Annotated in this window: 18 protein-coding genes; 10 read left to right on the top strand and 8 right to left on the bottom strand. The window is 44.8% G+C overall.

Annotation, left to right across the window (positions count from 1 at the left end; all coding sequences use genetic code 11):
- The first annotated feature begins 76 nt into the window (after positions 1–76).
- The 8 genes from ATB74_RS02745 to ATB74_RS02710 all read left to right on the top strand — a co-directional run bounded on the left by ATB74_RS02745 (position 77) and on the right by ATB74_RS02710 (position 9,335).
- Positions 77–1,450, top strand: a complete 1,374-nt coding sequence (locus tag ATB74_RS02745) for a hypothetical protein (protein WP_061016381.1) — start codon at positions 77–79, stop codon at positions 1,448–1,450.
- 95 nt (positions 1,451–1,545) lie between these two features.
- Complete coding sequence (locus ATB74_RS02740) at positions 1,546–2,220, top strand: hypothetical protein (protein ID WP_061016379.1); 675 nt, start codon at positions 1,546–1,548, stop codon at positions 2,218–2,220.
- Between the two features lie 166 nt (positions 2,221–2,386).
- Positions 2,387–3,343: an AAA family ATPase gene (locus tag ATB74_RS02735; protein WP_061016377.1), complete on the top strand. Its 957-nt coding sequence runs from the start codon at positions 2,387–2,389 to the stop codon at positions 3,341–3,343.
- A 10-nt stretch (positions 3,344–3,353) separates the two neighbouring features.
- Positions 3,354–4,280, top strand: coding sequence for a DUF58 domain-containing protein (locus ATB74_RS02730; RefSeq protein ID WP_061016375.1), 927 nt, complete (start codon positions 3,354–3,356; stop codon positions 4,278–4,280).
- The gene (locus ATB74_RS02725; RefSeq protein WP_061016373.1) at positions 4,277–4,762 is read left to right on the top strand and encodes a DUF4381 domain-containing protein; all 486 of its coding nucleotides are present in this window, start codon (positions 4,277–4,279) and stop codon (positions 4,760–4,762) included. The genes ATB74_RS02730 and ATB74_RS02725 overlap by 4 nt, the downstream gene beginning before the upstream one ends.
- Positions 4,755–5,747, top strand: coding sequence for a vWA domain-containing protein (locus ATB74_RS02720; RefSeq protein ID WP_155645119.1), 993 nt, complete (start codon positions 4,755–4,757; stop codon positions 5,745–5,747). The genes ATB74_RS02725 and ATB74_RS02720 overlap by 8 nt, the downstream gene beginning before the upstream one ends.
- On the top strand, positions 5,740–7,653 hold the full coding sequence (locus ATB74_RS02715; protein WP_061016368.1) for a VWA domain-containing protein: 1,914 nt from the start codon (positions 5,740–5,742) through the stop codon (positions 7,651–7,653). Before ATB74_RS02720 ends, ATB74_RS02715 begins: the two co-directional genes overlap by 8 nt.
- Positions 7,654–7,655: 2 nt before the next feature.
- Positions 7,656–9,335, top strand: coding sequence for a BatD family protein (locus tag ATB74_RS02710; RefSeq protein ID WP_061016366.1), 1,680 nt, complete (start codon positions 7,656–7,658; stop codon positions 9,333–9,335).
- Positions 9,336–9,404: 69 nt separating this feature from the next.
- Here the strand turns inward: ATB74_RS02710 and ATB74_RS02705 are convergent, their stop codons facing one another.
- The 5 genes from ATB74_RS02705 to ATB74_RS02685 form a co-directional block, all read right to left on the bottom strand.
- Positions 9,405–11,549 carry a sensor domain-containing diguanylate cyclase gene (locus tag ATB74_RS02705; protein WP_061016364.1) on the bottom strand — a complete coding sequence of 715 codons (2,145 nt, stop codon included), beginning with the start codon at positions 11,547–11,549 and terminating at the stop codon, positions 9,405–9,407.
- Positions 11,550–11,885: 336 nt separating this feature from the next.
- Positions 11,886–12,635: a phosphate ABC transporter ATP-binding protein PstB gene (pstB, locus tag ATB74_RS02700; protein ID WP_004732036.1), complete on the bottom strand. Its 750-nt coding sequence runs from the start codon at positions 12,633–12,635 to the stop codon at positions 11,886–11,888.
- A gap of 90 nt (positions 12,636–12,725) precedes the next feature.
- Positions 12,726–13,589: a phosphate ABC transporter permease PstA gene (gene pstA, locus ATB74_RS02695; RefSeq protein WP_060980598.1), complete on the bottom strand. Its 864-nt coding sequence runs from the start codon at positions 13,587–13,589 to the stop codon at positions 12,726–12,728.
- A gap of 15 nt (positions 13,590–13,604) precedes the next feature.
- Positions 13,605–14,534: a phosphate ABC transporter permease subunit PstC gene (gene pstC, locus ATB74_RS02690; RefSeq protein ID WP_019822958.1), complete on the bottom strand. Its 930-nt coding sequence runs from the start codon at positions 14,532–14,534 to the stop codon at positions 13,605–13,607.
- A 111-nt stretch (positions 14,535–14,645) separates the two neighbouring features.
- Positions 14,646–15,467: a phosphate ABC transporter substrate-binding protein gene (locus tag ATB74_RS02685; RefSeq protein WP_017064254.1), complete on the bottom strand. Its 822-nt coding sequence runs from the start codon at positions 15,465–15,467 to the stop codon at positions 14,646–14,648.
- Between the two features lie 466 nt (positions 15,468–15,933).
- Between ATB74_RS02685 and ATB74_RS02680 the strand changes: the two genes are divergently transcribed.
- Complete coding sequence (locus ATB74_RS02680) at positions 15,934–17,577, top strand: methyl-accepting chemotaxis protein (RefSeq protein ID WP_061016362.1); 1,644 nt, start codon at positions 15,934–15,936, stop codon at positions 17,575–17,577.
- Between the two features lie 125 nt (positions 17,578–17,702).
- Here ATB74_RS02680 and ATB74_RS02675 read toward each other — a convergent pair whose 3' ends face one another.
- On the bottom strand, positions 17,703–18,596 hold the full coding sequence (locus ATB74_RS02675; protein WP_061016360.1) for a lipase secretion chaperone: 894 nt from the start codon (positions 18,594–18,596) through the stop codon (positions 17,703–17,705).
- 32 nt (positions 18,597–18,628) lie between these two features.
- A complete protein-coding gene (locus ATB74_RS02670) occupies positions 18,629–19,570 on the bottom strand; it encodes a lipase family alpha/beta hydrolase (RefSeq protein ID WP_061016358.1) in 942 nt (313 codons plus the stop codon).
- Positions 19,571–20,065: 495 nt separating this feature from the next.
- Between ATB74_RS02670 and ATB74_RS02665 the strand changes: the two genes are divergently transcribed.
- A complete protein-coding gene (locus ATB74_RS02665; RefSeq protein ID WP_060980602.1) occupies positions 20,066–21,313 on the top strand; it encodes an SGNH/GDSL hydrolase family protein in 1,248 nt (415 codons plus the stop codon).
- A gap of 150 nt (positions 21,314–21,463) precedes the next feature.
- Here the strand turns inward: ATB74_RS02665 and ATB74_RS02660 are convergent, their stop codons facing one another.
- Complete coding sequence (locus tag ATB74_RS02660) at positions 21,464–22,795, bottom strand: DEAD/DEAH box helicase (protein ID WP_060980603.1); 1,332 nt, start codon at positions 22,793–22,795, stop codon at positions 21,464–21,466.
- Positions 22,796–22,889 lie beyond the last annotated feature (94 nt).

Below are 22,889 nucleotides of genomic sequence, written 5' to 3'. Positions count from 1 at the left end.
TTGTTAAATACAGATTAGCAATTTATCGAATAGAAAAGCTAGGAAAACCACAAGGTCGTGAAACGAGGATTCAAGAATGCAAATACCATGCGTAAACACATTGAGCCGCTGGCTCATTAAAGGCTCTATAGCAACAGTTTTAATTACCTGCGCTAGTTGGAGTACGATCTCAATAGCCAACGATAAGTTTGGGGGGATCCCCGGCGAAAGAACATGCTTCTTCCGTTATGGCCCCGTATCTGCAGACCCATATATCAACGTTGCCTACCCCGATGCTGCGGTCAAATATTGGGGAGCAGCTTTTACAGTACCGGATGGTGCCAAACTAAGGTTAGAGGGACAATTCCCACATTCTCGCTACATGTCGTTCATTAGCTATGATGATCGTGGAAGGCCAGTGCAATCCTTACCGGATTATATGATCAAACCTAGCCAAAGCAGCGTGAACCCTTTCAGGGAGCAGAGTCAACGTGACAGCGTTCTTAGAAGCTATCAAATCAATATTCTCAACTCTCAACCAAAAACCGATTACACCGCAGGCCAAATACGTGATGGTGTTGAAATGGATGAGTTGCATACGCCGAAGTCCTCAGCCAATCAGCAGGTGGTCATTTACCGTATCTATGCAAGAGATGAAAACACTGATGGCACAGGGAACACTGCATTACCGCAACCAGTGGTCACTCTTGCTTCAGGAAAAGAACTGCGTGGACAGGAAGCGTGCGATTCTCTGCAAAGTTCACAACCCTTAAAAGCTCAGTTGAATGCGCTAGGAATCCCAGTCGAGAAATACCGAGAGTTAGTTACACAACCCAACAAACCCGCGGGTTTCCCTGCGACAAATCCATCTACATGGCATATTCAGTTAGATCGCAAAAGCTTATTAGGCATCTATACAGGGCAAATAAATCCAGAAGCTCGACGTAGTACCGGTGGCTTCTATCCCAACCTAGATAACAACTATATAAGAACCGTCGTAAACCGAAAACATGGCCCAGTATTCGTGCTCAGAGCCAAAGCGCCAGTGACGCCAAAAACTTTCCATGGCGAAAAGATAATGACCAGAGGTGACCTTCGTTATTGGTCGGTTTGCTCGAATAAAGGCTTCGCTGTAACCAAAGTAAACGACTGCCTGTACGATGAAGCGATTCCAGTGGACAAAGATGGGTATTACACCATCGCCGTAAGTCGCGCGGCCGATAGGCCACGTAATGCCTTTGCCCAGTGCGGTGTAGGCTGGTTACCAATGGCCGATGATGGCGATGGTATTATTGATAAAGATGCATCCATTGTTCAAATTCGTCACATGCTCGCAGCGCCAGAATTCAGCCACGCCATACAAAATATCCAACAAGATAAAGATATTGCCCCTGTGATGGGGGAATACTACCCAAGAACCTTCTACACCACGACCAACAACTTCGAGCTCATGATTCCTTGCTCGGGGTAATACTCTCCATCTGAATAACCAATTAATAAAACTATGAAATGGCAGGTTCCCCGCCTGCCATCTATGACCGAATACCATCAATTTCTGAGGTTGTCATGCTACCCAAGCTAATATTATGTCTTGCCGTTCTTTCCGTAATAATGACGGCACAAGCATCACCCACTTTAAAATCAAAACAAGTCGAAGACCTTGACGATCCTACAGCACTAACGTCATTTCTGGGGATACGAACCGGAACCAATGGATATGGCGCTATAGCACAATTTGGATTCAACAGCCCCGACAGTGCTTTGGGTCACAACAGCTTCATTCAATTTAAAGACGATTTTGAAACCGTACACTTGCGCCACTTTTCAATCTATAAACAAAGTGGGACAGGATTGTTTGTCGATATGCAGCGCAACAATGCCAATGCAATTCCCGTTAACCGAGCTTCTGTTGGCGCAATCCAGATAGTCCCTATATCAGATAAGCTTAGAATCAACCCAGCCCTTTTATACGGCGAAACCTGGACAGACGATAAGAAAGCTCAAAAAACACTATTTCCAAATACGTCGATCATGACCTTATATACTTTCATTCGCTGGCAGGTCGCCGACGACTGGTTCGTCAATTTGGTACCTCAATATACCTACAGCGTAAATGGACGAAAGATTCGCTTGTTTGAACTCGTGACACAACTTGGGCACAACATAACCAAGGAGACGAGCATGGCGATAAATACCGATGAAGACGACAACTTCTGGTTAACACTAAAACACGCCTTTTAAGTCTGACTATGGTAAAACTCATTGAGACTAGCTGTGTTGTGGCTAAACACTTGTAAATCTTTTCAATTTTGGAAACATAAATTACGCAAATGTACTGGAACTTTTTCCTCGAAATCAGTGACCAATACTCAAAATAAAAATCAAATGGATACCCAGAGAGTCCAAAATGCACAAATCAAATTTCGAAGTCCTTCAAAACTATTTAGAGTCTCAAATCATTGGTCAGCAAGAGCTCGTCAAGCAACTGATGATCGCACTACTTGCTGATGGTCATATTCTTGTTGAAGGTCCACCGGGGTTAGCGAAGACCCGAGCAGTCAAATCACTCGCTGATTGCGTTGAAGGAGATTTCCACCGTATTCAATTCACTCCCGATCTGTTGCCTGCTGATTTGACGGGTACCGACATTTTTCGTCCTGAAACTGGAGAGTTCACCTTCCAATCAGGCCCGATTTTCAACTCACTGATTCTAGCGGATGAGATCAACCGAGCTCCGGCGAAAGTTCAAGCGGCAATGCTGGAAGCGATGGCAGAAAAACAAGTGACTGCAGGTCGAAAAACCTATGCGCTGCCTGAGCTATTCTTGGTCATGGCAACACAGAACCCGATTGAACAAGAAGGGACTTATCCGCTGCCGGAAGCTCAGTTAGACCGTTTCTTACTTCACCTAGAAGTTGAATACCCAGATATGGAAAGCGAGCTTGAGATCTTACGACTCAACCGTGGTGAGGCTCAAGGCAACGGATCAACTCAGCCACAAGAAATATCTCAGCAAACGATCTTTGAAGCTCGCCAAGAAGTGCTCAACATTCACATGGCAGACACCATTGAGCAGTACATCATCAGACTGGTAATGGCGACTCGCCAACCTAAGCAATACAGTGACCAACTTGATCAATGGTTAGACATGGGTGTCAGCCCGCGTGCAACCATTGCGTTAGACCGTTGTGCCCGCGCTCACGCTTGGCTTGCAGGACGAGATTACGTCACTCCACAAGACGTTCAAGCGATGGCATTCCCTGTGTTACGCCACCGTCTACTGCGGAGCTACCACGCACAAGCTGAAGGTGTCACCGCAAACCAAGTGATCGCACACCTTATTTCATTGGTTGGCAGCGCATAGGGATACGCGCATGAATAATCAACTACCCAACCATAGTGACGGCGTCACGTTAAATCTAGACGAACTTCTGCAATACAAAGCGCAGTCTGTTCGCTGGTTGCCTCCAGCCAAGAGCCTTTGGTCGCAGCTTAACGGTCAACACGAGAGCAACCGCAAAGGTCGCGGGGTGAATTTCTCTGAAGTTCGTCAATATCAAGCGGGCGACGATATCCGAAGCATTGATTGGCGTGTAACAGCCAGAACGGGCAAAGCGCATACCAAGCTTTTCTCTGAAGAGAGAGAACAGCCTGTCATTTTGTTCTTGGACCTATCCAGCAGTATGATTTTTGGCTCAACCTTATTGCTGAAATCGGTTCAACTTGCGCACTTCGCTAGCCAACTATGCTGGCTTACTGTGGCTCAAAAAGACCGAATTGGCGCGGTGATCGATACTGGCAAAGAGGTCATTGAGATTAAGCCAAGTGCAAGCAACCATGCTCCACTGCGTATTTTGCAAAAAGTCATAGAAATCAATAATGCGGCACTGTCTAATCACGACAATCATAATGACACGACCTTAGAGCATGGGCTGAAATCTCTGCACCAGCTTTGCCCTAAAGGAAGCGATATCATCCTCCTCAGTGACTTTGTGCGCTACCAAGAAAGTGATTACTCACTTATCAGTCAAATACGCCGACACAACAGAGTGCGCTTAGTGCATTTTTATGACCCACTTGAGCAAGGTCAAACAGCCTATAAAGGCTCTAAACAAGTCACCGATGGCAGCAAAACGCAGTGGTTTAATTTCTCCTCCAATAAAGAGAAGCAAAAGCTCAACCACGCTTTTTCACTAAAGAAGCAGCAGCTACAACAGTTGGGCTTATCTCTCGCGATACCCTATAGCTCGCTGTCGAGTGCACAACCATTGATGAGCCAGATATCAGGAGCTCAGTCATGAAGCAGCCCTTAGATTTAAGCCCTGTTATTGCGCCAGACGCACCAACATGGTGGCCTTTGGCGTGGGGTTGGTGGGCCGTAATTGTCACAGCCATTATCCTGATTGCTTTGGTGTTTTTTATTGTAAAACGCAGAAAAAACAATCAACAGGCGAAGCAAGAAGCGCTGTCTTACTTTAGTAATAGTCAGTCTCCAGATGGCTTGTCTCCGAGCAAAGCTCAAGACATGGTTCGCCAGGCAGCATTGAGCTATTTCCCACGAGAAAAAGTGGCAGGTTTGTCTGGTGATGATTGGTTGAAGTTCTTAGATGCGCAATTAGCGAAGCCGTTATTTGTAGCAAAACAACCCCAGTGGCAGAAAGCGCTCTATCAAGATGCAGCCCTAATAAACGACGACCAGAAAAAGGCTCAACAGCAATTAGTTGATGACTGCGAAACATGGCTTCGTAAAGCCCTTCCTCCAAAGCGAGGTCGTTATGACTGATCTTTTAAACACGAGCTTACTAAACATCGAGTTCGTTTGGTGGTGGATGTTTTTCCTCGCGCCACTGCCGTTTCTCGTTTACTTATTCTCACCTAAGGCGGAATCAAGTAGCGCCCTCAAGCTTCCATTTCTGCCAGAGGATTCTAATACCAAAACGCCAAGCACTCGCTTGCCAAAGGCGTTGTCCGTCATGGTCTGGCTTTTATTGGTGACAGCACTCGCACGCCCCGTTTGGTATGGCGAACCCGTTGAGTTTCAACCGAAGCATCGTGATTTGATGTTGGTTGTCGACCTCTCTTACTCGATGAGTCAAGAAGACATGCAGTTCAATGGCGAATACATCGACCGGTTATCGGCTGTGAAACATGTGTTGAGCGACTTTATTGATCGCCGCAAAGGCGACCGAGTTGGGTTGGTGCTCTTTGCCGATCATGCGTATTTGCAAACGCCGCTGACATTAGACAGAGACACACTGTCGCAACAACTCAATCAGGCGGTACTGAGACTAATCGGTAATCAAACTGCGATTGGCGATGGCATTGGCCTGGCTACCAAGACCTTTGTTGATAGTGATGCACCTCAACGTGTGATGGTGCTACTCAGTGACGGTAGCAATACCGCTGGGGTATTAGACCCATTAGAGGCCGCAGATATTGCCAAGAAGTACAACGCGACCATCTACACCGTCGGTGTTGGCGCAGGCGAGATGATGGTTAAAGAGTTCTTCATGACTCGTAAAGTGAATACTGCTCAAGATTTGGATGAACGTACGCTAATGGAAATAGCCAAACGCACTGGCGGTCAATACTTCCGAGCTCGTGATAGTAAAGAGTTAGCAACGATTTACGACACCATCAACCAGTTAGAGCCTGTGACGAACGCCACTGAGATATGGCGACCGCAACAAGAGTGGTTCGTATGGCCACTGTCGGCGGCAATGTTCTTCGCATTTATGCTGTTAGCCATTAGGAGAAACAATGTCTAACTTTACTTTTATCTACCCATATTGGTTGTTGGCGCTTGCTGTGCTGCCCGCTATTTTGTGGCTCAGCAAGAGACAATCGAAACAAGGGTTATTGGCGTCCCATATTGCTCGATACTTAGCTCCAGAAACGAGCAAGCCATCTAAAAACCGTAGTACTTACTTTGGTATTTGGTGGTTAATCGGTGTCATTGCGTTGGCTGGGCCAAGCTTTCAAAACAATGAGCAGCCAAGCTTTGAAAAAACACAGGCACGAGTTGTAATGATGGATATGTCGATGTCGCTCTACGCTACCGACATAAAACCAAACCGTTTAACACAAGTGCGATATAAAGCACTCGATCTGCTCTCATTGTGGAAAGAGGGCCTAACTGGAATGGTCGCTTACGCCGGCGATGCTTATACTATTAGCCCGCTAACGTCAGACATCAACACCATCAAGAGCCAAGTACCAAACTTGTCTCCGGATATCATGCCTTACCAAGGCAGCAACGCTCCCGCTGCGGTTAAGCTTGCCATTGAGATGATGACTCGCGCGAAGATCTACCAAGGTGATTTGGTACTCATTGCCGATGACGTCGATGACCAAGAGAAGAAAGAGATCGACTCTCTGCTATCTGGTAGCAATTGGACGCTATCTATCTTAGCTGTGGGTACTGAAAGTGGTGCACCCATCTCGTTACCAACAGGCTCGATGCTACAAACCGACTCAGGGCAGACAGTGATAGCCAAGACTAACCTAAAAAACATGCGTGATCTTGCACGCAGCTATGGTGGCACGTTTACTGAGGTTCAATTTGATAACTCTGATGTTGAACACATCGCGAACTATCTCGACCGCATTGCAACAACCACAAGCGTGACTAAAACAAATAACTCACTCAACACCAGAGTCAACAATGGTTTTTGGCTACTGCCATTCCTATTACTTCCGGCTCTTGGATTATTCAGGAAAGGGATTATTTGGTGTGTCTTAGTTGGCGTTATCTCTGTTAGCCAACCAAATACTGCATTTGCGAACCCGTGGAAAACCGATGATCAAGTAGGCTATCAGTTGTATCAGGACGAGGACTTCCAACAAGCTGCTGAACAGTTCACCCAGCAAGAATGGAAAGGCATTGCTCAATATAAAGCCGGCGATTTCGAAGCCGCAGAGCAGACGCTGCAAGACCTCTCTGATGAAGATGCTCGCTATAACCTTGCTAACGCCCAAGCTCAACAAGGTAAGTACGACCAAGCGATAGAAGAGTATCAACGTATCCTCGAAAGCAACCCTGAGCATGCTTATGCCAAGAAGAACTTAGAGATCGTCGAACAAGCCCAGAAGCAACAGCAACAGCAACAGCAACAGCAACAGCAACAGCAACAGCAAGGAGATTCTGAATCCAAAGACCAGAAAGACCAAAACCAACAAGGTCAGCAAGGTCAGCAAGGTCAGCAAGGTCAGCAAGGTCAGCAAAATGATTCTTCGCAAAGCTCTCAGGATCAACAACAAAGCTCTGCTGACAATGGCAAGTCGCAAGATCAAAGCAGTAATCAAGATAAAAGTGAGAGCCAAGATCAAAACGCAGCGCAAGGCCAACCTGAAAATCGCTCTGACTCTGCAAAGTCTAAACAAGACGACAAACAAACCGCTCAACAAAGTAAGAGTGATCAGCCGAAACAAAGTGACCAAGAAGGCTCGACACCTCAAAGTGCTAGCGCACAACAAGCTTCAAAAGAAGATGGTGAGCAAAATGGTCAGCAAGCTGTAGCGCAAACCTCAGATCAACCTCTGTCGAGCGATCCGGACATGCGAAAACTTGAACAAGTAGAAAGCGCCCGTGACCCGAGCCAGCTACTTAAAGCACAAATGATTTTACAAGCACGACAAAAAAGTGCCCCTAACAACCAGAACAAAAAGTGGTAACCATGCGATTTCTAAACAAGCCATTTTTATCCATAGCCCTAACGCTGCTGTTGGGCGCTTTCTCGTCATTTTCAGCACTAGCGGCAACCGCCGTGGCGAGCGTTTCACAAAACAGTGTCACCAAAGATCAAGTATTCCTACTTAGAGTCGCCACCGATGAAAAGGTCTCTTCTGATGCTTTAGATCTCACGGCACTCCAGCAGGATTTCTATGTCGGCACACCAAGCTTTGGTTCATCGATGCGAATAGTCAATGGCAGCCGTTCGGTGTCAAGCGAATGGAACATCAGCCTTGCGCCACTGCGTTTGGGCAAGATACACATTCCTAGCTTCGATATTGAAGGGGCGAAAACCAAGCCAATCACGATCAATGTTGCCGTTAATAAAGCTGCGCCCACTCAACATGATATGGCTGAATTCCAGCTTAATCTGAGTAAAGACTCGCTGTACCCACAAGAAGTCGCTGAGCTTGATGTAAAACTGATAATTAAAGCTGACCCAAGAAGGCTGCAAGATCCTAAAATAGCGCCACCGAGCTCTCCAAGCTTAGATGTGGAACCTATTGGTGAATCGAAGCAATTTCAAGATGTCCTCAATGGACAAGAAGTCACAGTTGTTCAGCAGTCGTTCCGTATTTCGTCTCCAAAAGCTGGGCAGTTTAAGCTGATTGGTCCGAAGCTAACAGGGGCAGTCGTTTACTCGACCAACAACTCCAGCACAACGCGTCTGTTCCAACTCGACACTCCCGTTGAAACCCTAGAAGTCACCGTCAAAGAGGTGCCAAAAGGCTACCAAGGTGAGTGGTTACCAACCTCTAGCTTCAAGTTGATTCAGCAATGGTCAGATAGCCAAGGCAATCAACTAGCAAATAGCAGTACTCTCAGTGACGACAAACCGAACATTGAAATGGAAGCGGGTGATTCGTTAACTCGTACCATTACTATGACGGCTAGCAATTTAACGCAACACCAGCTGCCAAAACTAAACATCACCTACCCTAATTCGGTGCGTGTTTATGAAGAAAAGCCGCAATTTGGCACAACTCAGTCAGGTGATGCTGTCGTTGTTTACAAGCAGGTCTTGATTCCGAAAGAGGCTGGAAATATCTCGCTTCCTGATGTGTCTCAAACTTGGTTTAACACCGATTCACAATCAGAACAAACCAGCAAAGCGCAGGGGCTAGAGTTAACTGTAAAAGCAAGTGATCGCGCAGCGTCAAGCACTCCACCAGTTACTGCTACGCCCGCCCAACAAGTAAGCCCGACGGTTATTACTGTGGATAGCCCTGGGATCTGGCCTTATCTCACAGCTCTGTTTGCTGTTTTATGGTTAGTCAGCTCAGCAATAGCGTTCTATTTCTGGTCACGACGTGGTGTAACGACAAAACCAACACACATAGTTGAACGTCAATCAAATACAGCAGACGCTCTTATTGAAGCGCTGAAGGCGAAAGATGGCGTGATGACCAGAACCTTGTTTGAACAGTGGAAAGCTGAAAACCCAGACTTGGATGATGAGACGTTAAAAGCCGTCGAAGCCGAATTCACTAAACTAAACCAAAGCCTTTATGGTGAAGCCGGTTCATCAGCCCAAACATGGAGTCCTGATTTGGCAATCAAAGCGGTGAAGAAGCCCAAAAGAGTCGCGAGTAAAAAGCATAATAGCTCGCTAGAAAAGCTTTAGTCGAAACAGTTCGTCCAAAGTAGTAAAGCACAAAGGCCGTTGATCATATGGAGAACAACGGCCTTTATTTTAAGAAAGAGAGGCAGTAACCTTTTTGCGTTTTAACGCAGAAACGATCCGATTTCTCCCTGAGTCTTTGGCTTGATACAAGGCTTTATCTGCCTTGCCATACAACAAATCAAAATCGAACTGGTGCTGGTCAGAAGTTATCGAGGCATAGCCAACGGATGCGGTTAAATACGGGCTTGTGCTACTTTCACAATGTAGGATTTTTGCCTCTTCAATGCACTTTCTGATCGACTCGGCACGCTGTTTAGTTTCAGAATGATTAGTGCCAATCATCAACAACATAAACTCTTCTCCCCCAATACGACAGAAAGTCTCTTGCTCACTGTAAACATGGTTATTCAGTACCTTACCTATCGTGCGTAAAGCTGCGTCACCTTCCGTATGACCATAAACGCTGTTGTACAAACCAAAGTGATCAAGGTCGACAAGAATCAGTCCAAACGTGACTTCATACTCTGTGGCAAATGCCCCTTGATCATCACAATTGAGATCATCTAAAACCTGAGACAACATACGACGATTTCCAAGACGCGTCAGCGGGTCTAGTTTAGAAATGATATCCAATTGCTCATTAGCCAACTCTAGCTCTTGAGTGCGTTTGCTGACCTCTTGTTCAAGCGTTTCATTGAGCTTTTTCAGCTCCTCTTGAGCCATGGTTCTTTGCAGCACCTCAGCGAGACTAGAAGCAAAGATACGAATCACTTCGCGCAATTGAGAAGTTAAAGGGCTGCGTGTTAGCAAGTTATCAGCGGCAATAAACGCAATCGGCTCCCCCGTATTGGTGGTGAGCATCGTCATAGCCGTCCAACCGACTCCGACAATATTGAAATCGTGATAAATAGGGACCGACTCTTCAAATGCAACTTGGTTAGGGCAAGCACGAGCCGCGGCGACAATGTCACGTTCCACCAGCTCAGAGCGATAGTAGGATTCATCAACAATGTCACCTTTAATATCGGTACCCCATGTACCTTGCATGTAGCTACAGTTCTTATCGGTAAGGAAAACCGCCAATCGGTCGATGCCTAAGTGCTGAATAGCAAAACTTACTGCAGACTTACACACTTCACTGACACTATCACAGCGAGACAACTCAACCATACTCGAGTGCAGCATACGTATGTTCTGTTCTTGGCGTTTACGAATGTAGATTTGAGAAAGCAGAGAGCCGAACGATTCAAGCATCTGCTTTTGGTAATTGGTGATTGGCGAGCGGTGAATGTAGTTGTCCATGGCGATCCAGCCGACAGGTTTATCCCCTTCTCGTAAGATCAACATACCATTCCAACCCTGTCCAACCACTTTGCCTTCAGTGTATAGAGGCGCTTGTTCAATAATAACCAAGTTGGTGTGGTTGTCAGACAGAGCCTCTATATATTCCGCTTCAAGCTGATGTAAGTCGTATTGAGTATGATGTTCGCTGTTGGTTTTTCCCAGTTCATCAGTGCCGTAAGTTCCACTAAAGCAACGCTTTTTCATATCAAGCAACATAAAGATCGCACGATCAAAGCCTAAGCGGTCACGTACAGCTTCTACTGACGCTTTATAGAGTGCGTCTAAAGATTCTGGGTTCGATAGCTCTAACGCTACCTGATGTACTAACTTCATGTTCTCTACAAACAATTCGCGAAGCTTAATTTCATCCAGGTACTGCGCCTCTCGGGTATCCCGATGCTTAATCTCGATAGCAGCGTTCTTTTCTGCACGAACGCATTGCCAGCGGGCTGCGGCGAGTTGGAGAACATCAAGATCTTGATCGAAAGTTTGGTTTATCTGTTCAGCACTGCAATTTTGAACAATTAAATAAGTTCTGCAGGCAGGCGCATTATCGAGCATCATGATGAATGACTCTCCACCGAGCACCTTCATATGCTCCCACTTACAAGTATTGATAGCCATAGGCAACACCCCGTCCGCGGTATCGAACTGGGCAACCCAAGGCCAAAATGTGGAAGGATAACTCGATAACGAGGTTAATTCGCCGTAAGAGAACAGCGCTAACGAATCGCTCTCCGGCGTCGGTTCCGCAAATATTCCAATCCCTTGAGGAGCGAGTACCTTAACCAGATAGTCAAAAAGAGATTCAGCCAATAAACGATGGTCGCGCGCAGCAGATATTTGTTTTGCAAAGGCTTTAACAGGCACAGCTTCCGTCCATTGGCTATTGAGAATGAAGCAAAAATACCGAAGCATTGATATGCAATCAATGTAACTAAAAATGAGATGTTAAGCGGGTCGCAATTTCACTTTTAACATTATCACAAGCATGAGAAGAACGACAAAAATGGGATTTTCTGCCCAAAATTTCATCGACATTGTGACTTTTTTAAGAACATAAAAAAGCCCCACATTAGAGTGGGGCAAAACTTCCATCGCTTATAGTTATAGTGATAATTCTGTAAGTCAAATCGATTATCTAACCTGCGTTTCAGTTAGCGCGCTGGTTTGCTAAAAGGACAAAAACAGCACTTAAATAATCAATTAACCAAAGTCACCATTTACGTAACCTTTAGTGCGATCATCTTTTGGCTCGCTGAAGATAACACTCGTTTCGTTGTGCTCTACAAGCTCTCCCATTAGGAAGAAAGCAGTACGGTCTGAAATACGACGCGCTTGCTGCATTGAGTGCGTTACGATAACGATAGTGAAGTCTTTCTTCAGGTCTTCCATCAATTCTTCAATCTTGTGTGTCGCGATTGGGTCTAGAGCCGATGTCGGTTCATCCATCAGGATTACATCCGGTTCCATTGCAATTGTACGAGCGATACATAGACGTTGTTGCTGACCACCAGACAAGCCAAATGCGTGTGCTTTAAGACGATCTTTTACTTCGTCCCAAAGTGCTGCACTGCGCAGTGAGCTTTCTACTACTTCATCAATGTGCTTCTTGTCTTTGATGCCTTGGGCACGTAAGCCATAAGCTACGTTCTCGTAGATGCTCATTGGGAATGGGTTTGGCTTTTGGAATACCATGCCTACACGAATACGTAGGTCAGCCACATCAATATTGCCGTAAATGTTTGTGCCATCCATATCCAGCTTACCTTTGATAGTAACGCCTTCAATTAGGTCATTCATGCGGTTCAAGCAACGTAGTAGCGTTGACTTACCACAACCTGATGGACCAATCAGTGCCGTAACCTGACGAGTTGGAATTGGCAGATTGATAGATTTAAGCGCTTGGTTGTCGCCGTAAAACAGATCTAGGTTCTCAATATCAAATTTGTTCATGTTCGTAATCTCTAAATTCTTAAATTCGTGTCTAACTTGACGCTTTCTTTATCACGGGGGCTCTCTTTATTATTGAGCCGGCTAATGAGCTTAGTAAGTTGCCGTGTTGAAGCGTCTCGCAATCAGTTTTGTAACCATGTTGATCAAGAGAACCAGTACGATTAGGACTGTCGCCGTGCCGTAGGCTTGGTTCCACTCGTCGATAGTAAATAGCTCTGTTGTCAGCTTATATAGGTGAACCGTTAGTGTACGGCCAGAATCGAATACCGACTCAGGAACACGTGCCACCATACCTGCTGTTAAAAATACAGGTGCTGATTCGCCAATTACACGACCAATACTAAGAATGACCGAAGTTAAGATACCTGGCATTGCGCTTGGTAAGATCAAACGCCAGATAGTGTAGATTTTTGAAGCGCCAAGGCCGTATGAGCCTTCACGATAAGTTTGTGGTACAGCCATCAATGCTTCTTCTGTAGTACGAATAATTACAGGAAGAATCAGGATACTTAGCGTTAATGCACCCGACAAAATCGAGAAGCCGAGACCAAGAATCGAAACAAAGAAGGTCATACCGAACAGACCAAAGATAATCGATGGGATACCCGCTAGCGACTCAGTACAGAATCGAATCACTTTCACCAATCGACTACCTACTTTCGCATATTCAGTTAGGTATATCGCCGTCATGATGCCTAGAGGCGCGGCTACCGCAATCGATGCAATTACCATGTAGATCGTGGCGATGATCATTGGGAAAATACCACGCTCTTCACCAGTACGAGTGTAATCGTCACTAATGAAGTTCCAATCTACGTATTGCAGACCGTTCGATAGGATATACCAAATAATCCAGAATAAGAAACCAACGGTTACAGCCGCAGCTGCCCAGATAAAACCTTTTAGGATGTTATCTTTGGTTTGACGTGCTTGTTTTAGTTTTACGCGATCCATATTACTTATCCTCGCCTACTTCGCTTTTTCACGGTTAAGATAAAGTAGAGCACCATTTAACATCATGATGAACACTAGAAGTACAACACCTGTTGCGTACAGTGCGTTAGCGTGAACGCCACTTGCGTAAGACATTTCAATTGCAATGTTTGCTGTTAGCGTACGAGCAGAATCCAAAATACCTTCTGGCATTGCTGGCGCATTACCCATAACCATGATGATTGCCATCGTTTCGCCAAGTGCACGACCGATACCCAAAATCACACCAGTCATAATGCCTGAACGTGCAGCAGGAACCAGTAGCTTAAAAATCGTGTAGATTTTCGAAGCACCCAGTGCAAGTGAACCTTCTTTGTATGTACGAGGTACAGCACGAATCGAAGTTTCAGAAACCGTGATCACGGTAGGAAGAATCATAATACCTAGAACAATGATACCCGCCAGGATAGTGTTACCTGCTGGTACTTGGAAAATGTTCTGAATCATTGGAACGATAATTACTAGACCAAAGAAGCCGTAAACTACCGACGGGATACCCGCGAGAAGCTCAACTGCTGGTCGAATAATATCTGCAAGACGTTTTGGAGCAATCTCAGCAATAAAAATAGCGGTTAATACACCTACCGGTACACCAACAACTACAGCTCCAAGTGTCGAAACAATCGATGCAACAATCATGGTTGCAACACCGAATAGAGCTGGAGGTAACCAATCAACACCCAGAACGATTCCAGAAACACCGGCCTCTTGGAATGCAGGTATACTCTCTGCAACGATAAAGTAAGCGATAACGGCTAGTGATACGATGCCGATTACAGCACTCGATAAGAACAAGCCGTGGAAGATTCTTTCTCTCCAGTCGATGCGCTTCTTAGCACGTAGACTTGGCTTGTTGATTTGAGTCGCTTCAGTATTCATAAGCTTTTCACTATTTGCGATGGTCATATATAAAATCTCAAACTTTGTGGCTCAATAAGAGCTCGAAATAAACAAAGTTGAAAGAAAAGGCTCAGCCTAAAGCAGGCTGAGCAATAATTAAGATTGAGTCAGTTAAGATTAGTTAACTGTGATGTAGCCTTTCTTACCAGCGATAGCTTGAGCTTCATCTGCAACCATCCAGTCTAGGAATTGTTGAGTTTCAGCTGTTGGAGCGCCGGCTTTGTAAAGAACTAGGAATGGACGAGCAACTTTGTAAGAACCGTTCTTAACGTTGTCTACAGTCGCAGCAGCGCCGTCGATAGTTAGAGCTTGAACAGATTCGTCAACTGTACCTAGAGAGATAAAGCCGATAGCGTATGGGTTGCTTGCGACAGAAACTTTAAGTGCGCCGTTACCGTTTGCAACTTGTGCACGCTGAGAGATAGCCGATACTTTCTTATCGCCGATCTTCTTCTTAAGCTTCATGATGTCTTCGAATGCACCACGTGTACCAGATGCCGTATCACGAGTGATTGCTACGATTGGCTTATCTGCACCACCAACATCTTTCCAGTTAGTGATGTCGCCTTTGTAGATTGAAGTGATTTGCTCAGCTGTAAGAGCAGATACTTCGTTATTTGGGTTAACAACAACTGCGATACCGTCACGAGCGATAACTAGCTCTTTCAGGTCAGCTGTTTTCTCTTCTTCTTTAAGGTCACGAGAAGAGATACCAAGGTCAGCACTTCCATTTTTTGCTGCTTTGATGCCTGCAGAAGAGCCTGGAGCTTGAATTTCGATGAACACTGGTTCGCCTTTATTCATGTAGGTTTCTGCAAAAACTTCAACCAGTGGAGAAGCACTGTTAGAGCCAACTACAGAGATAGTTTCTTTAGCTGAAGCTGTATTCACTGTTAGAGCGCCTAGTAGTGCGATTGCACCGATAACTGTCTTTTTCATCACAAATTTCCTTTAGTGGCGTAATTGCCGTAATGTTGTGTTTGCTTGAACGGTGCCCACTTTAGAATCCGAATGTGACAGTTGTGTTTCACTAAATTGAAGCCTATATGACAACTGCAATTTATTTTCTTATTTTTCCTCTATTAGATGCCCTCAAAGCAATACATTGCCTTGTTCTATAAGCACTAAGTATTTATTCCAACCAAATTAAAACAACCCGCTCAATTAACAATCACTGTTTATCTTTACGTCCTACTTGTCGAGTTCACCACTTATTAGCCTTACCTTTAAAAAGGTTAAAACCCTGGATTGAACGATAAATAATCAATGCTTATCAAATACCTATCGCATATATCTAAATCGAATCTATTATTGATTGAATTATCAGTCTCATTAGTTAGAATCGCCAACTAATTCTAATAATAATAATTCTCATCTATTTCTTTTATTCAAAGAGGGACATTACATGCGCCAACTTCTCAGTGGCTTATCAATCAAAATACAAATTCTTATTCCAGTACTCTTTTCCGTCGTATTACTTTTGACGGGTGTCATTATCGGTGGTGACAAACTGGAAAATGCTTTTAAAGATGTATCAACAGCAACAGACCAATTAATCTTACATAAAGAAGAACTCAGCGAAATCGTCGATAACAGCTACGGCATGCGTATCAAAGCGATCTACAGCTTGTTTAATCCTGACGACGTTAAAACACTGGTCGAAATGCTAAATCAAAAACGCGACCAAAATACTCGCCTACTAAATTCATTAGACACAGTGCCAGGCATGCAAGATGAAGTAGCGGCAATGACCAAGGCGATGAATCATTATGTCGACTTTTCTCGAGCCACCATGCTTCCTCTATTAAGAGTGAAACACGGCGATGCATCACTCCCTTCAGATTTTGAAAACCGCTACCAGACTGCAATCGACCAATACCGTCACGCGGGTAATGAAATGGTGCAAGCGATCAACACTCTGTCTAAGAAGCTGAACTTGCTTGCGACTCAAGAGGTCGACATCAACGGACAGCAACACACCAGCACACTGGATACGGCGACCATTGCCCTACTAGCGATTCTTTCTATCGCATTAGTCATCAGCTGGACGCTTGCAGGCATCATTGTTAAACCAATCAGCAATATTCAAGCAACCATGCGCGAAGTAGCAAAAGGTAACCTGCTGGTTAAAGCCGAAGAGTATGGCGACAACGAAATCTCGCGCCTTGCACAAGATGTAAACCAATCTATTGAACAACTACGAGACACGGTAAGTTCGCTGTCTCGAATCAGTATCGAAGTGGCTTCTGCGTCGACAGAACTAGCGGCAGTAATGACACAGTCAAGCGCTAACTCAGATCAAGAGAAGCAAGAAGTAGAGCAAGTTGCTTCTGCTGTGAACCAACTTGAGAGCACCGCATCGCACGTTAATGAGAATGCAGTACAAGCCGATTCAGCTTCTAAGCAAGCGGACGAGATGGCAACGCACAGCATGAGCTTATTCAATGAAAGCAACCAAGCGAATGAACAAATGGCGATTCAGCTTAGCGAAGCTGCGAACGTTGTGGGTACACTAAAAGAGCACTCTGAACAGATTGGTAAAGTGATTGAGGTTATTCAAAGTATCTCTGAACAAACCAACCTGCTTGCGCTTAATGCAGCAATCGAAGCCGCTCGAGCAGGTGAAAGCGGTCGTGGTTTCGCAGTTGTAGCTGATGAAGTTCGAATGCTGGCAGCACGCACCCAAGATTCAACCAAAGAGATCCAAACCATCATTGAAGGTTTGCAGGTTCAATCGGGTAACGCCAATGAAAGCATGAGCAGCTCACTGGCTATGCTGGAGCACAACCAAACTCTTGCAGGTGAAGTAAGCGCAGCGCTTTCAGGCATTGCTAACTCGGTAACGGACATGACAGAGATTAACACTCAAGTAGCCTCTGCAGCCGAAGAACAAAGCCAAGTAACCTCAGATATCAACCGTAATATCTCGAACATCTACAGCCTAGTAAGCCAAAACGTCACCGGCATTACTCAAGCAGCAGCAGCAAGCCACGAGCTATCTAACCTAGCCGAGCAGCAGAAACAGCAGTTGGATTACTTTAAGGTATAAAGCTAAAGGTATAAAAACTTAAGATGTAAGTGCTTACTTTGCATGTATAAATTGCAGTAACTGTCTTAAATACTGTTAGGCCAACTATTGAATCATCAGTAGTTGGCTTTTTTGTGCGCCAGACATCACTGACTAGACTCAGCAGCTCTGATCCTTTCAATCGCTTCCACTCTTCGAAGTTGCTCTGGCTGAAAGTACATACTCCGAAGCCGTGCGATAGTCTCTTGTTTCTCAGTGGTCGACAGAACTGAATCACTCAAGATGTCATTTCGCTCTGTAAAATAAACCTCTAACGAACCTTCAAAGTCCGCCCTTTGCTTATCAAGCGCTTCGAGTCTTTGGGTTGCTTCTTCACCAACGAGTTCGCTTCTCTTTAAATATTTACCCTGCTCATCGAGGCGTTCAGAGCTAGAGAGCTGTTGGAGTAACACCTGATTCTGATGACTCGACTGAACATAATCGGGTTGCTCAGATAGATAAGATTCGAGTCTTTGTTGGTATTCTTCATCCTCTAATCCCTCCTGCTTCAAAAGTAACTTTTCTAAGGCAATTTCCCTCATTCTGTTGTCATGGGTAAATAGAATACTTACCTCGCTCTCACTGAAAAATTGAGATTGGAGATCGAGCAACGCTTGATTCAGCGCGCGTAGGTCCTCTGCGGATATTGATGTGTTGTCGAATTGAACATCCAATGCTGTCAGTGCCGACTTGTACTCAAGGTACTTTGCGAACAATGCTTCATCGACCACTACTGCTTGTGATTGCTCGTAGTGCTGTGCCACATTGTCACGAATCTCTTCGAGGGTTAATTCTGTATTGCCTGACACGAAATATTCCATCATGTCTTTGGCTGACGCACTATCGATTTCGGTATCTTGTTGAGTGCTAACCTTCAATGAAGAAGCGCTTTGTTCGTTGTTATTATATGAACTTGTATCTTCCTTCTTTAGATATAAAAAGACCGCCGCTGTGCTCATCAGGGCTATCGTGGTTATCGACAAAAGGGCGGTCTTTTTCATGTACTTTCCTTATTTTTTAACGGATGTTCAGCCTACAAACCAGCCAACTTTAATCGATTAGCGTGCTGACGATATAACGTCACTGGATCGGTCTCAAAGAGATGGTGAATACCCAACAACCCATTGATCTCATCTAGGTGATTCATTTTATAATCGTCACCTATCACTTTGCCCAAATGCGCGCTGCATGCTCCCACTAAACCATCATTAGGTTCATCGAATGCTAAGCCAAGGATTGTCATCGCTCCGTCGGTAGGATCGAGAAGGTTTGTGAAAGTGGAGGATCCTGTCCATGAATAGTAATAAACGCCATTACTTGCTTGCCACTCACCATCACCACACTCAGACGTCGGAACACCCTCAGGATAAAACTGGTTGAATGCTAGCGAGCCTTCTGTGGTCAATGCTTCAAGAGAAGCGAGGCCGTCTTGATCGAGATCCGTTCCACCAGATAAAAGGTTAATCAGTGTCGTTAACCCACCCGCTAATTTAACCGCAATACCTTCTGTGATTGAGCCTTCAGATACTTTCCCTCGAACGAGATCAGCAACCTTAGAGCCTTTATGTACGCCACCAATACTGGTCACTGATGCCACAAGATCCGGTCGAACCGACGCAACATAACGAGCCGTAGGCCCACCATGACTGTGACCAACCAGATTCACCTTGCTTGCTCCCGTTGCGGCTAACAGTGTTTCAAGTTGACTGAGTAACTGTTCGCCACGAACCTCAGAACTGTTGGTTGCAGAGACCTGAGCGACGTATACGCTCGCACCATCTTTGGTTAGGGATTCAGGTACGCCATAGAAATAGTCGACGCCCGCTAATGTATCGAAACCAAACAGACCATGTACCAACATAATGGGGTATTTCGTTTCAGTATATCCGCTGGTTTCTAATGCTGATGCGCTCGTTCCGGCATTTGCGCCAAAACTAGATAGGCAGGCTATCGTCCAAATTAATATCTTTTTCAATGCTCTTTCCTTAAACAGATTAGACCTCTGATGAGTAAAAGAACCGTAGTTGATGATTTTATAAAACAGAAAGTAGCAACTCGATATTTGTGATATTGAACTTGAATTAAACAGTTGCGATGAACATCAGGCGAACAGAATTAAGATAAAACCAAAACCATAAGCAATTGATTAAATTAATGTTTAGCAAAAAATAATGAGATTTATCTTTCAATTTCCTTATTAAAATATCAATTCAGCATTCGCAATAAGCCAAAGTCTGACGAGAGATAACCGTTTGGAAACAGGTATTTTTCAACCACAAACTCGTTGAAAACTTGATACTTATGCCATTAACGACACACCACAAACCTGAATATATTGACGTTAATTATTGATTTTAGATATAGGTCGTACCAGTTATTTACTTATCCAATTATCAGCAAGAAACAAGCAACAAGCAACAAGCAACAACGTTTTTGTTTGGCTCATCTAAATATAAAAGAGAATACAGTGATGAAAAATACGGCTTTAATACTCGCGTTAGCCCTGCCTTTTGGCGCTTATGCCGCTGAAGACTCAATACCAACACCTGAATCCATAACATCCGCACAAGTACTCAGTACACAAGGCTCAGAAACCTATTCATATGTTCGATGTTGGTATCGAACCGATGCGTCTCATGATTCTCCGGCCACTGACTGGAAATGGGCAGAAAAAGAGAATGGTGACTACTACACGATCAACGGATATTGGTGGTCCTCTGTTTCCTTCAAAAACATGTTCTACAGTGATGCTCCTCAGTCGGAGATTAAAGAACGTTGCGAACAAACTCTCGATATCCAGCATGACGTTGCTGACATCACCTATTATGCGGCAGATAATCGCTTCTCTTACAACCACTCAATCTGGACCAACGACAACGCGTTCCAAGCCAACATCATCAACCGTATCATCACCTTCGGCGATAGTTTGTCCGATACTGGCAATCTATTTAATGGTTCTCAGTGGGTTTTTCCGAACGCTGATTCGTGGTTTTTAGGCCACTTTTCAAATGGTTTAGTCTGGACGGAGTACTTAGCCAAAGCGAAAGATGTCCCTCTGTATAACTGGGCAGTGGGCGGCGCAGCAGGTACCAACCAATACGTGGCATTGACTGGTGTTTATGATCAAGTCACTTCTTATCTGACCTACATGAAAGTCGCCAAAAATTATCGCCCTGAAAACTCATTATTTACTTTAGAGTTTGGCCTCAATGACTTTATGAATTACAACCGAGAAGTCGCCGATGTAAAAGCTGACTTTAGCAGTGCACTGATCCGCTTAACGGAATCTGGTGCGAACAATATTCTGCTGTTCACACTGCCCGATGCGACCAAAGCCCCTCAATTCAAATACTCAACCGAGCAACAGATCATAAAAGTTCGTGGCAAGATCTTAGAATTCAACCAGTTCATCAAAGCTCAAGCCGAGTATTACCAAGATATGGGGATAAACGTGGTGTTGTTCGATGCGAGTGCGTTGTTCGCCAGCATTACCGATAACCCACAACAACATGGCTTTCGAAACGCGAGTGATGCTTGTCTTGATATTAATCGAAGCTCATCGGCCGACTATTTAAGAAGCCACAGCTTAACCAATGATTGCGCAACCTATGGTTCAGACAGTTACGTATTTTGGGGCGTGACGCACCCAACCACCGCCACGCATAAATACATTGCCGACCATATCTTAGCTTTTTCATTCTCGACCTTTAATTTCTAAAGCCGTCCGAGTGACTCGTAATCCGGGGTAGCGCCTCTCAGGCACAGAAGTCAGCTACAAAAAAACCGCCCTTCATAGGCGGTTTTTATTTACGTTAGCTTTTATAAAAATCTGTTTTTATAAACATCAGCTTTAACTCACGCGAGTTGGTTACTCGTCGTCAGTTTTTGGCGCAACTTTCTTCTTAGGGATAAACACGGTATCACCCACGGCCACATTCTGGTGGAAGCTCTTATCACGCTTGACTGGTTTCTTCGGCGTTTTCTTCGCTTGAGTGTGAGCCTTCTTCTTCGCAGGGCCGCCTTTAGCAAAAGCAGGTTTACGAGGCTTAATACCTTTGAACTTACCTTTTAGGCCTTCAAGCACAGAGAAAGTAAGATCTTGTTGAAGGTAAAGCTCAACACGCTTGAAGCTATCCCAATCTTTTGGACCAACTAAAGAAATAGCATCGCCTTTGTTACCTGCACGGCCAGTACGACCAACACGGTGAACGTACTCTTCGGTGTGCTTCGGCATATCAAAGTTGATTACGTGGCTTACGTTTGGAATATCGATACCACGTGAAGCAACATCGGTTGTAACCAAAATCTTGTAAACCGCACGCTCAAACTGACTCATGATCGCATTGCGCTGCGTTTGGTTTAAGTTACCGCTCAATGCAACCGCTTTAAGCTTCTTCTCATTCAGCTTGTCTGTTAGTCGATCAGTATCGGCACGAGTTGCTGTGAAGATCATTACCTGACGGTATTCAGCTTCTTCCAATACTCGGTCTAGAATCGCTTCTTTGTGATCTAGGTGATCACATAGGTAGAATTTCTGAGTGATATCCAAGTGCTGCTCGTTAGAAACACCCACCGAGATGCGCTTAGGTGCGTCTAGCATTTCATTTGCGATACCATTCACTTCGGCGTGATCCAGCGTTGCAGAGAACATTAGAGTCTGACGACGACGGTGCTTAGCCGCGTTTGCAATACGACGCAGTTCTGGAGCAAAGCCAAGATCAAGCATGCGGTCCGCTTCATCAAGGATCAGCGTTTCAACACCATCTAAGAACAAAGAGCGGTGCTCTAGGTGATCAGCAAGACGGCCTGGAGTCGCTACGATAAAACGAGGGTACTTACGCAGTGCTTTAACTTGGTCGTTAAAGTTTTCACCACCCAAGATAAGCGCCGCTTCGTAAGACAGGCCACCAAGCATACTACGTAGTTCACCGTAAACTTGCTTTGCTAGCTCACGAGTAGGAGCCAAAATTACACCACGAGGATCTTTAGCAGAAAACGCTTTTGTTTTTAATGCTTTATGTATCATCGGCAACACAAACGCCAATGTTTTTCCTGATCCCGTTTTTGATGAAGCCAATAGATCCTTACCAGCAATAGCAACAGGGATCGCTTTTGATTGGATCTCTGTCGCCTTCTTGAAGTCGTAATGTTTTAAGTTCTTCAGTAAGCGGTTATCTAAGCCTAAATCTTTAAAGTGCAAAGGACTCTCCAGTCATGATGGTATTGAATAAAATTAATTTAACGTGACATGATACCGCGAAAGTACTTTATAAGGATAGAGATCACAGTAAATT

Origin of the sequence: Vibrio splendidus (assembly GCF_001557875.1) — a bacterium.
GTDB lineage: Bacteria > Pseudomonadota > Gammaproteobacteria > Enterobacterales > Vibrionaceae > Vibrio > Vibrio splendidus_F.
The sequence above is the reverse complement of the archived record's forward strand: the minus strand, read 5'-3'. Positions and strand labels throughout refer to the sequence as shown.

Bases quoted from the DNA above. Each gene is read 5' to 3' on its own strand.
- ATB74_RS02745 (WP_061016381.1), top strand. From the start codon at position 77: ATGCAAATACCATGCGTAAACACATTGAGCCGCTGGCTCATTAAAGGC.
- ATB74_RS02740 (WP_061016379.1), top strand. From the start codon at position 1,546: ATGCTACCCAAGCTAATATTATGTCTTGCCGTTCTTTCCGTAATAATG.
- ATB74_RS02735 (WP_061016377.1), top strand. From the start codon at position 2,387: ATGCACAAATCAAATTTCGAAGTCCTTCAAAACTATTTAGAGTCTCAA.
- ATB74_RS02730 (WP_061016375.1), top strand. From the start codon at position 3,354: ATGAATAATCAACTACCCAACCATAGTGACGGCGTCACGTTAAATCTA.
- ATB74_RS02725 (WP_061016373.1), top strand. From the start codon at position 4,277: ATGAAGCAGCCCTTAGATTTAAGCCCTGTTATTGCGCCAGACGCACCA.
- ATB74_RS02720 (WP_155645119.1), top strand. From the start codon at position 4,755: ATGACTGATCTTTTAAACACGAGCTTACTAAACATCGAGTTCGTTTGG.
- ATB74_RS02715 (WP_061016368.1), top strand. From the start codon at position 5,740: ATGTCTAACTTTACTTTTATCTACCCATATTGGTTGTTGGCGCTTGCT.
- ATB74_RS02710 (WP_061016366.1), top strand. From the start codon at position 7,656: ATGCGATTTCTAAACAAGCCATTTTTATCCATAGCCCTAACGCTGCTG.
- pstB (WP_004732036.1), bottom strand. From the start codon at position 12,635: ATGAACAAATTTGATATTGAGAACCTAGATCTGTTTTACGGCGACAAC.
- pstA (WP_060980598.1), bottom strand. From the start codon at position 13,589: ATGGATCGCGTAAAACTAAAACAAGCACGTCAAACCAAAGATAACATC.
- pstC (WP_019822958.1), bottom strand. From the start codon at position 14,534: ATGACCATCGCAAATAGTGAAAAGCTTATGAATACTGAAGCGACTCAA.
- ATB74_RS02685 (WP_017064254.1), bottom strand. From the start codon at position 15,467: ATGAAAAAGACAGTTATCGGTGCAATCGCACTACTAGGCGCTCTAACA.
- ATB74_RS02680 (WP_061016362.1), top strand. From the start codon at position 15,934: ATGCGCCAACTTCTCAGTGGCTTATCAATCAAAATACAAATTCTTATT.
- ATB74_RS02675 (WP_061016360.1), bottom strand. From the start codon at position 18,596: ATGAAAAAGACCGCCCTTTTGTCGATAACCACGATAGCCCTGATGAGC.
- ATB74_RS02665 (WP_060980602.1), top strand. From the start codon at position 20,066: ATGAAAAATACGGCTTTAATACTCGCGTTAGCCCTGCCTTTTGGCGCT.